Genomic DNA, 10,826 nt, shown 5'->3' on the forward strand with positions numbered 1-10,826 from the left:
TTGGATTGGGGTTCTACATTTGCAAGAGGCTGTAAGATTCGGCTTTAGAATCCTCCATTCCTTCCTCGCGATCGACAAAGTCTTGAACTCGCCCACGGTACTCGCGCAGAATTTCGTCTACCCAACCCCGGTCATCGCTGTTGGCAAAAATATGGACTAATGGTTCCCCAGCGTCTGGCAAAATCAGAACCCAGCTTTCGTGCTGATTGTTAAAGATTTTGACACCATCTACCAGCTCTAAGTTTTCGGCTGAATGGGTTTCTACCAAGTGCCGCATCAGTGCTCCTTTGGCCGTCCAGGGGCAACGAACGGTATAAGTGCGATGACAAACCCGGGGCAAGTCGGCCCGAATTTGACTAATGGAGCGCTCCTGTAAAGTCAATAGCTCAATCATTTTAGCAATGCAGAACATGGCATCAAAGCCAGGATGCAGTTGCGGGAAGATAAAGCCCATCTCGCCACTCCCACCCAGGATGACATGAGAGTTGGTATGGCAGGCTTCCATGAGAGCGGTCGGGTTAGCCTTGGTGCGGATGACCTTGCCATCGTGACGACGCGCAATTTGCTCAACGGCGCTGGAGGCATGAACTGGCACGACTACTGTGCCGCGTGGATTGCTGGTCAGCATCATGTCTACCATCAAGGCCGTGAGCATTTCTCCTCGAATTGGAATGCCTGCTTCATCCACCAAAATCATCTGCTCGCCATTGGCCGAAACTTGGACACCAAAGGTAGCCCGTAATGCTTCTACTACATGACCTAACTGGTTTAACAAGCCCTCGCGATCGGCTGTAGTTGGTGAATTCTGACTGAGGCTGGCATTCAGCACCACCGCATCGCAGCCAAACTTGCCCAACAACTGTGGTAAAACTGCGCCAGATACGGCATACACGTAGTCGATTACGACTTTGGAACTGCTGTGCCGCACCGCTTCAATGTTGATGTGCTTCTCAAAGGCAGTGCTGTAGATGTCGATAATTTGGCTGGGGTAGACGACATTCCCAATTTCGTGAATTAAGGCACGCCGAAAATCTTCTTTGAAATAAGCGCCTTCAATTTTCTTCTCTTGCGCCTTAGAAATGTTGATGCCTTTTTGATCAAAGAACTCAATCAAGATGTGGTCTGCCCGCTCTGGATGCACGCGCACATGAATGCCACCCCGCACCGATAAGGTAGGAACCGCTGTCCGAGCCACTGGAATGGCAGTTGCTTCTAGGTTTTGGACATTGACGCCGACAGACATCAAGCCAGCAATCAGCGATCGCGACACCATCCGAGAAATGCTGCGCTGGTCGCGAGAAACCGTGACTTGTGCGCCTGATTTCAAGGTAGAACCATAGGCTGCACCCAGTTTCACCGCAAACTCTGGCGTAATATCGACATTGGCTAAACCAGAAACACCCCGTTGCCCAAATAAATTGCGCTGAGCCGCATGCCCCCAAATTAAGTTGATGTTGAGAGTCGCTCCGGACTCAACCTTCTTGCTGGGCCAAATGCGGACGTTAGGGCTGACCTGAGCTTCTTCCCCAATGATGGAGAGCGAACCAATCACCGCTCCTTCCAGCACATGAGCGCGACGATCCACCCTAGTGCCACGGCCAATACAGCAAGCCCGCAGATGAGCTTCTTCTCCAACGATCGCCCCATTCCAGATAATAGGCCGCTTCAGGTCAGCGTCGGCTCCCACTGTGACATTGTCGCCAATCACCGTGCCAGCGCTAATCTGAACTCTAGACCCAATCCGGCAGTTATGCCCAATTAGAACAGGCGCTTCAATTTTGGTAGTGGAGTCAATGTGAGTATTTTGACCAATCCAGACACCAGGCGATCGCTCTTCATAGGCATAATCAAGCTTGACCCGTTGCTGCAAACCATCATATTGCGCGTCTCGATAAGCTTCCAAGTGACCGACATCGCACCAATATCCCTCAGCGATATAGCCATACATCGGCTCGTCTTTTTCGAGTAAGAGGGGAAACAGCTCTTTAGAGAAGTCAGACTCTTGATTGTCAGGCAGGTAATCTAAAACTTCTGGCTCCAAAATGTAGATGCCAGTATTAACAGTGTCCGAGAAAATTTCACTGGTTGAAGGTTTTTCTAAAAAGCGCCGAATGCGAGCTTGTTCATCAGTAATGACAACCCCAAACTCAATTGGGTTGGGCACACGAGTCAATACTAAAGTGGCTTTCGATCGCTTTTGTTTATGAAATTCAATGGCAGCCGTTAAATCAAAATCGGTGACACTATCACCACTAATGACTAAGAATGTTTGATCAAGTAATTCAGAAATATTTTTAACGCAGCCTGCGGTTCCTAGCGGCTGATCTTCTTCCACGGCATAAGTCATCTGTACGCCAAAATCACTGCCGTCTTGGAAGTAATCTCGCATTACATCAGGTAAATAATGCAGCGTCGCAATAATCTCAGTAATCCGATGCCGCTTTAATAAATTAACAATGTGCTCAGCGATCGGTCGATTTAGGATCGGCACCATGGGTTTAGGAAGGTCACAGGTTAGCGGTCTGAGCCGCGTCCCTGATCCTCCGGCCATCAGCACTGCTCGCATAAATCCTCCTTCCTAGTTTTCTACTTGCGCGCTGTACTCAGTCGTCAAACGACTCGTGCTCTCTAGTCTCCTATGGCAGCAGGACTGCGTGTATCCTCCAGAAGGTAAGCTTCATGGGGCTTAGCGCCATCCACCTAGACAAAGAAACCAACAAAATCATCTGGGCACTACCTGGGTGCCCTTGCATCAACCATCTTTGCATCAACCATCTTGTGGACTGTGATGGTTGATCAACTCAAGCATTAGAAACTAACTAATAGCAGAGAGAAAAGCAGTTTAGATTCTGCTTGCGATTGGAGTGGCATCTTTAGACAGCATCTATGCTCTTACAGAATACTGAAATCTTCGATTTGCTGCTGCATAAACTTCTTAATTCATTAAGTTTTCTGGCGATCGCCAAGTCAGGCCGAGTCAGGTTAGTAGTAGAACTTACGTTTCCAGCAAATCGAAGTTACATTGGATGTAGAGTGGGCACTCAGCTAAAGTTGATGTGTGAATCGGAGAGATGGATACATGACTACACTGCTTAGCTTGTTGTTATTAGGTACTTACGCAGGTGGGCTTTGGAAGTTCTGGAGCGGTTTTCGGCGGACGAACTTTAGCCAGGGACGAATCTACTTAGGGCTACTCTGGCCAGTGCTGATCGTCAACAAGTCTTATCGCCAAAACTTTACCAAAGCCTTGAAGGGTTAAAAATTAAGCGTAGTGTTTTACAGAAATTCAGCCCTATTAGAGGAACTAGGTAATGTCTGAGAAACGTAGTAACCATTCATCCAAAGCGTTTTCATCAGGCGACCTGCTCTCTAATGTGTTGAGTCCATCTAGCGGCAACTGGCAAGCTCAGATCGCTGGGGTTGTCCAGCGCTTCGATCGTGAATATCGCCGAGAAGCCTTTGAGTTGCCAGAAGCTGTAGAAGCAATGCCTATCTTTCAAGAATGGACCGCAGGAACCCTGCAAACAAAAACTGCTTCTCCGTTTTGGAAAATTGCTCAACCCCAGAAAAATCAACGCTGTTTGGATTTAGGTTGCGGTGTGAGCTTTTTGATTTATCCCTGGCGTGATTGGGGCGCTTTATTTTATGGGCAGGAGATGAGCAGCTTTGCCCGCGATACGCTGATTGCTCGTGGGCCGCAACTTAACTCCAAGCTGTTCAAAGGGGTAGAACTGGCTCCCGCACATCAGCTCAAGTACGAGCCTGCCTTCTTTGACCTAGCGATCGCCACTGGCTTCAGTTGCTACTACCCGTTAGATTACTGGCAAGCCGTCATGACCGCAGTCAAGCGAGTCCTCAAACCAGGAGCCTCCTTTGTCTTCGACGTATTAAATCCAGACACACCTCTAGCAGAAAACTGGGCCATTCTAGAAACCTATTTAGGCGCAGAAGTATTCTTAGAATCGCTAGAGGATTGGAAAAAAACGATTCAAGCGGCAGGTGGAAAAATCACTAAAACCCAAGCTGGTGAATTATTTCAACTCTACAAAGTGCAGTTTTGAGCCCTCCATCTGACTTCCTAAAAGATAAGCAAATTGAGTGAAGGCAAAAGGACGAATTTGGTTGATCGGCGGCACCCAAGAAAGTGCTCAGTTAGCCGTTGCGATCGCTGAAGCTCAGCTTGCTTGCACCGTCTCAGTCACAACAGAAACCGCCAAACAGCTCTATGTTTTCTCTGTACAAAAGGCAGAGAACCATGCGCCCCTAAGAGTTTGGGTCGGACGATTAACCCCAGAGACAGCCGCATCCTTCCTGCAACAGCAACAAATTGTGGCAGTATTGGATGCCTCCCATCCCTATGCCGTAGAGATTTCGCAACTTGCGATCGCCATCACCACCCAGTTAGGTATTCCCTATCTTCGGTTTGAGCGGCCAGATTGGAAGGAGGCAAGAGGGAAGGATGAAGGAGGAAGGATGAGGGATGAAGGAGGAGAGATATACGCCTCTGACGTTCCTGTAGGGTGGGATGAAAGAGAAAAGAAAGAGAAAGGATTAGTTTTGCAGAGTTTTGCAGAGCTTGTGGCGACAGATATCCTTCAGGGGCAGCGGGTGTTGTTGATTGTGGGCTATCGGCCCCTAACCCTTTTCCAGCCCTGGCAAGACCGTGCCACCTTATTTGCGCGTTTGCTTCCCTCCGTCACAGCCCTAGAAGCCGCGATCGCCGCAGGTTTCACCCCCGACCGCCTGTTCGCCATGCGACCCCCCCTTTCCCCTGACCTAGAGAAAGCGTTGTGGCAACATTGGCAAATCTCATTAGTCGTGACCAAATCCTCCGGCATTGCTGGTGGAGAAGACGTAAAGCGACAAGTCGCAATGGAATTAGGTATCCCTTTGATTGCGATCGCCCGTCCCCCAATCACCTACCCGCAACAAACAAGCGACCTAACAACAGCCCTAGAATTCTGCCAACAGCACCTTAGTCGTAGCTCTTAAATCTTTGAAGAGAGCGAATCTTAGGCCCCAGCGCCCTTTTGGAGGAGGTTTGGAGGACGCAACCGTCCTCCATCAAGGGGGTTTGGGGGATATCCCCCAAGGCTCGGATTTCAAGAGCGACACTATGACCAGCGATCTAAGACCAGCGATCCAAACAGTTAGCAACAAGCGTTAAACCGCCTGAATCCACTCATAAACGTTGTACTCCGTCCAAACCCCATTTTGCCAATAAGGATCAGCCTCAACCAACTGACGAACCGCCTGCTCATCCTCCGCTTCGTAAATACCAAAGCACTGAGTCAAATCCTTCGTTGGCCCAATTGTAATCAAAGTCCCAGACTCTTTTTGAGCCGCAAGACCATCTAAATGAGCTTGGCGAAAAGGAGCGCGCTTCTCTAGGACATTCTCACAGTAACGCCCCTGCATCACATATTTAGGCATAAACGATTAACTCCTCAACTCAACGCGGAACTTTTCTACCAAATCTTCCCGGACTTTCTGATGTACAGGCTCAATATCCGCATCCGTCAAAGTGCGATCGCTAGCCCGATACACCAAACGGAAAGCCAAACTGCGTTGCCCAGTCGGTACACTCTCACCTCGGTACTCATCAAAAAGTTCAATGCGATCGAGGAGCGCTCCACCTGCCTTAATAATCGTGCGTTGCAACTCGGCTACAGAGACTTGCACTGGAGCAAAGAAAGCAATATCGCGATCCGAAGGCGGATACGTCGAGAACGGTCGGAAGACAGGAGTAATATTCTCGTCTTGGTCTAGTTCGTTTAACAGCACATCCAGCGTCAACTCAAAGGCATAGACAGACTCAGGTAAGCCTCGCTCTTGCCGTAGTTGGGGATGCAGTTGGCCAAACGTTCCTAAACGGTTGCCCTTAATCCATAGTGAGGCAGTACGCCCAGGATGGAGGCGAGAATCACGCCGATCCGGTTGATATTCCACCGCAACATCTAGGCGTTGGAAAATGCTGTCTAGAATCCCCTTGGCTTCGAACCAAGATAGGGGTAGATCCCGCCCACTTTGGAGCCACTTGCCCTCCTTGGGGTCACCACCGAGGATACCGCCCAGCGCATCGGCCTCTGCTAATCCGTCCTCTTCTTTCCAGAAGATGCGACCAATTTCAAAGCCATTTAGGGGACCGTTACCCTGCTCCAGGTTGTACTGAAACGCATCAATTAAGCCAGCCATCAAATCCGTGCGAAGGGCTGAATACTCCGTGAACAGAGGATTGGCGATCGCAACCTGTCGATCGTCACCCGGCTTAACGAGAGAGTACTGGATCAGCTCAGTTAGACCAGCTCCTCGTAGGCTTTCGCGGATTCTGCGAGTCAGGACTTGATCTGCTGAGAGATATCCAGGCTCGGTCTTGTTGGGCAGCGTGTCACAGAACTTGTTATAGCCGTAAAGGCGGGCCACTTCCTCAATCAGGTCAATTTCTCGCTCTAAGTCGCGGTAGCGATAGGGGGGTACGGTTACTGTCCACACACCGGGCTCAGCAGCTGGAGTTAAGCTGCATCCCAGACTAGTTAAAGTCCGTTCCACCTCAGATGCAGGCAGATCAGCGACGTCATCTCCAGCATCAATTGGGCCTAAAATCTGATTGACGCGATCTAAACGCAGCTCAATCGAACGGGTCCAAGACTGATCCGCTCGCGTTTCTGTTTCTTGAGCAACGACTGTACCTTGAGCCAACTCTGTGAGTAACTGCAAAGCGCGACGGCAAGCAACCGTAAGCTCGGCTTGGTTAACTCCTCGCTCATAACGAGCCGAAGCTTCGGTGCGTAACCCTTGGCTCCGAGCCGATCGCCTAATTGCGCCTGGATCAAATAGCGCTGCTTCCAGCACTAAGTTCTGGGTGCCTTCATGGACTTCAGTTGACTCTCCACCCATGACCCCTGCTAAAGCCACAGGGCGATCGTTGGCCGTAATTAACAGCGTTTGTTCTTGGAGCGTGCGTGGCTGACCATCTAGGGTCTTAAGCGATTCCCCTGATTGCGCGAATCGAACCCCGATAGTGAGGTTAGAATCTCCAGCGATCGCCTGTAAGCGATCGCGATCGAAGGCGTGCAAAGGTTGGCCCCACTCCAACAAGACGTAGTTAGTCACATCCACCACGTTGTTAATCGGGCGTACCCCCGATGCCTGAAGTCGTTGCTGCAACCAAGCTGGGGACGGTGCAATCTTAACTTGCTCAATCACCGTACCGATGTAGGTTGGGCAAGCTTGAGGCTCAGAAATTCTGAGTGCTAATTGAGTCTGACTCGTTGGTATTGAAATATCAGCAGACTCTGGCAACCGCAGCGTCGCTCCAGTAATAGCCGCAATCTCCCGCGCAATGCCCACCAGACTCAAGGCATCCGCTCGGTTAGCAGTCGAAGTAACATCTAAAATGACATCTTCCAAGCCCAACAACGGTCGTACGTCGCTACCAGGCTTCAAGTCTGCTTGGGTAAAGATGTGAATCCCTTCCGATTCTTTAGCGAGACCCAACTCCGTTAGTGAACAAATCATGCCTACAGAAGGCACACCCCGCAATTTGGCTGGACGGATTTTCAGGTCAATATTAGGGAGGTAAGTGCCTAAGGTTGCTACTGGTACATAAGCGTCAGCTCGGACATTCGCCGCCCCGCAGACAATATTAGAAGGCTCATCTGCACCAATATCGACTTGGCAAACCCTCAATTTGTCAGCATTGGGGTGAGGTTGGCACTCCAAAACTTTGCCCACGACCACCCCGTCTGCCCAAGTTCGGCGGTCCTCAATGTCTTCAACCTCAAACCCAGCCATTGTCAGGGCTTCAGCCAGTTCCTCTGGGGTCATTGTAATGTCCACCAGTTCCCGCAGCCAGTTCAGAGAAATACGCATTGCCCTGCTTAAATACTTATGTCAACCGATGTCAGCCAGATTATTGTAGCGCTCAAGGATGACAATGCCTGTCGTTGCGATTGTCAGTTTAGAAGAAATCGTGACAAAATTTGTTAGAACTGACTCAAGCGTGAATAGTTTTGCTGGGATGCAAGTTACCAATTAGCTGGTAGGGTTAGGAGCGATCGCGCTTCTCAGGTAAGTCTGAAGCTAAGTAACTGACAACTAAAATGCCACATCAAGGTAGGAACGGCTAATTTACGTGAATTGTGAGTTGCTTGCCAGCCAATTCAGGGCATTCTTTAGTCAGAATGCATGGTTGAAGTAACGACGATGACCGTGGATACTTGGGGATTTACAGATGCTTTAAAAAACAACCAAGTATCTTTAGCAAGTCTTCAAGGGTTTTCCCGCATGACCTACACTACGCTTCGTCGTTTCTAACCAGATAATTGAAGTGGAGTAGCAATATTCCTAAGTGAGCGAAGTTGTAGTGGGTGATGCTGAATGAGCTACTGCATAAATCCAGCCTGTCCTAATCCTGAGAATATAACCCACACTGAATCGTGTCAGGCTTGTGGCTCTAAGCTATTGCTTCGCGATCGCTATCGCATTAGTCATGCGCTAGGACAAGGTGGTTTTGGAGCTACCTTTTTAGCCATTGACGAATCCCTACCAGGCGAACCCAGTTGCGTGTTGAAGCAGTTACGTCCCACGTCAACTGCCCCTCATGTCTTGCAAATGGCACGGGAATTATTTCGACGGGAAGCAAAAACCCTCGGTAAAATCGGTAGCCACCCACAAGTGCCTCGCTTACTTGATTACTTTGAGGCGAATCAAGAGTTTTACTTAGTTCAGGAGTACATTAGCGGCTCAACCCTACAACAGGAAGTCAAAAAAGCAGGCCCCTTGAGTGAAGCAGGGGTTAAGCAATTTTTGAGTGAGCTATTGCCTGTTTTGCAATATATCCACAGCCAGCAGGTGATTCACCGGGATATTAAGCCTGCCAACTTAATTCGGCGGAGCCAGGATGCCAAACTGGTGCTGATTGACTTTGGGGCTGTGAAAGATCAAGTCAGCCAAACCTCAATGAGTGTGTCCGAACAAACGGCACTGACTGCCTACGCGATTGGTACTCCAGGCTATGCCCCGCCCGAACAAATGGCAATGCGTCCGGTCTATGCCAGTGATATTTACGCGATCGGGGTGACTTGCATTTATCTGCTAACCGGAAAGTCACCCAAAGATCTTGACTATGACCCTGCTACAGGCGAGTTGCTTTGGGAAAAGCATGTGCATGTGAGTGAGCACTTTGCGGGTGTGCTCAAAAAAATCCTAGAAGTCTCGGTGCGCCATCGTTTTCAATCTGCGGCTGAAATCTTGAGAGCGCTAGATCTCGAACCTTACCTAGATAGTCTTGCTAAGGGGATGTCGAGCCAGAATCAGGGGAATCCGCAAAATCCGACTCGGCCCCACTCTGGCGATCGCACGGATGAAACGGGTAGCTCTGTCACTGCCTCTCCAGCGGCACGGGTCGCAATGGCCATCCGAGCACGGCAAGCAAAATCAGATTCCACCAGTCTGCAATCAGGAACCGCTCGTAACCGAGTGTTAGTTGCCAAACCCGCATCCATGACCGTCTTACGTACTAAAGGATCGACGGGTGAGCGGGCAAAAGCACCCCCTAAACTAGATACACAAGCTCTACAATTAGCCTACTCCAAGGGCCGACGTGACTTTGCAGCGTACGACTTGAGTTCCATCAACTTACAGCGTGCCAACTTAGTCGGAGCAATTTTTCATCAGTCCAAGCTAGATAGCTCCAACTTTCAAGGTGCTAACTTGTTCAACGCCGATTTTGGGCGAGCGAGCTTAAACGGTGTGAATCTTCGAGATGCGAACCTCTCTAGAGCTTATTTGAGCCATGCTGACCTGGAAGGAGCTGACTTGCGGGGAGCCGATTTGAGCCACGCCTATCTCGCCAATGCCAACTTGCGAGGTGCTAATCTCTGCGGCGCTAACTTGACGGGCGCGAAAGTGACAGAGGAGCAACTGTCGGCGGCTCGGACTAATTGGGCAACGATACGCCCAGGTGGCCGAAAAGGTCTTTGGTAACAAACTGAAACTGAGGTAAAGTCTGATTTGGGGTAGATCCGGCTGTATTTGAGATGGGCCGCGATCGCCCTGTGATCAGATGAGGAGTCAGTTCATGCTGAAGCTTTATGGTGGAGCCCGCAGTCGGGCATCCATTGTGCAATGGTACTTAGAAGAAATTAGCATTCCCTACGAATTCATCTTGCTGGATATGCCAGCAGGGGCTCATTTGCAGCCCGATTTTTTGGCGATCAACCCGATGGGGAAAGTGCCAGCGATCGTGGATGGAGACTATAAACTTTGGGAATCTGGTGCAATCTTGCTGTACTTAGCTGAGAAATATAGCCAGACACCTATCTCACCGGAACAGCGAGGTGAGATTGCTCAATGGATTTTGTTTGCTAATGCGACGCTAGGGCCAGGAATCTTTGTCGAGTCGAGCCGAGAACGGGAATCTGCCCGTCTATTTCCAGCATTAAATCAAATTTTTGAGCAACGCCCCTTCCTGGTTGGCAACGACTTTAGTGTGGCCGATGTGGCGGTGGGGTCAATGTTGGCTTATATGCCCATGATGCTGAAGCTAGATTTCAATGCTTATCCTGGCATCCAAGACTATCTGAAGCGAGTTACAGAAAGACCCGCCTACCAAAAGGTGATGTCTGCTCGCGCAGCCTAAGCTTGGGTGAAATCACGCACGTTCCCAGGGTTTCTCATTAAAATTCAAGAAAAGCAAATGAACTACCCCGCCTCACAGGAGGACGGGGTTTCTAACCCTGAGTCCTCCAAGCTGCGGTGTTTTTGACGTTTCTTCTCCCACGCTTGCTTCCATCCTCCAGTTGCCTGGGGATTAGACGTAGAGG

At 49.9% G+C, this 10,826-nt stretch carries 8 protein-coding genes; 5 read left to right on the top strand and 3 right to left on the bottom strand.

Features of this window, described 5'->3' with window-relative positions:
- Nucleotides 1–13: 13 nt before the first annotated feature.
- On the bottom strand, nucleotides 14–2,566 hold the full coding sequence (locus KME12_02515) for a mannose-1-phosphate guanyltransferase (GenBank protein MBW4486643.1): 2,553 nt from the start codon (nucleotides 2,564–2,566) through the stop codon (nucleotides 14–16).
- Nucleotides 2,567–3,079: 513 nt separating this feature from the next.
- Between KME12_02515 and KME12_02520 the strand changes: the two genes are divergently transcribed.
- From KME12_02520 to KME12_02530, 3 genes are all read left to right on the top strand, one after another.
- Nucleotides 3,080–3,259, top strand: coding sequence for a hypothetical protein (locus KME12_02520; protein MBW4486644.1), 180 nt, complete (start codon nucleotides 3,080–3,082; stop codon nucleotides 3,257–3,259).
- A gap of 52 nt (nucleotides 3,260–3,311) precedes the next feature.
- Complete coding sequence (locus KME12_02525) at nucleotides 3,312–4,061, top strand: class I SAM-dependent methyltransferase (protein MBW4486645.1); 750 nt, start codon at nucleotides 3,312–3,314, stop codon at nucleotides 4,059–4,061.
- A 64-nt stretch (nucleotides 4,062–4,125) separates the two neighbouring features.
- Nucleotides 4,126–4,992, top strand: a complete 867-nt coding sequence (locus KME12_02530) for a precorrin-6A/cobalt-precorrin-6A reductase (protein MBW4486646.1) — start codon at nucleotides 4,126–4,128, stop codon at nucleotides 4,990–4,992.
- Nucleotides 4,993–5,163: 171 nt separating this feature from the next.
- Here KME12_02530 and KME12_02535 read toward each other — a convergent pair whose 3' ends face one another.
- Together KME12_02535 and pheT are read right to left on the bottom strand one after the other, a co-directional pair.
- Nucleotides 5,164–5,433 (bottom strand): YciI family protein, encoded by a 270-nt coding sequence (locus tag KME12_02535; GenBank protein MBW4486647.1) that lies wholly within the window; start codon nucleotides 5,431–5,433, stop codon nucleotides 5,164–5,166.
- A 6-nt stretch (nucleotides 5,434–5,439) separates the two neighbouring features.
- On the bottom strand, nucleotides 5,440–7,872 hold the full coding sequence (pheT, locus tag KME12_02540) for a phenylalanine--tRNA ligase subunit beta (GenBank protein MBW4486648.1): 2,433 nt from the start codon (nucleotides 7,870–7,872) through the stop codon (nucleotides 5,440–5,442).
- A gap of 507 nt (nucleotides 7,873–8,379) precedes the next feature.
- Here pheT and KME12_02545 point away from each other — a divergent pair.
- Nucleotides 8,380–9,987, top strand: a complete 1,608-nt coding sequence (locus KME12_02545) for a pentapeptide repeat-containing protein (GenBank protein ID MBW4486649.1) — start codon at nucleotides 8,380–8,382, stop codon at nucleotides 9,985–9,987.
- Nucleotides 9,988–10,081: 94 nt separating this feature from the next.
- On the top strand, nucleotides 10,082–10,642 hold the full coding sequence (locus KME12_02550; protein MBW4486650.1) for a glutathione S-transferase family protein: 561 nt from the start codon (nucleotides 10,082–10,084) through the stop codon (nucleotides 10,640–10,642).
- The last annotated feature ends 184 nt before the right edge of the window (nucleotides 10,643–10,826 follow it).

Source organism: Trichocoleus desertorum ATA4-8-CV12 (genome assembly GCA_019358975.1).
Taxonomy (GTDB): Bacteria; Cyanobacteriota; Cyanobacteriia; order FACHB-46; family FACHB-46; genus Trichocoleus; species Trichocoleus desertorum_A.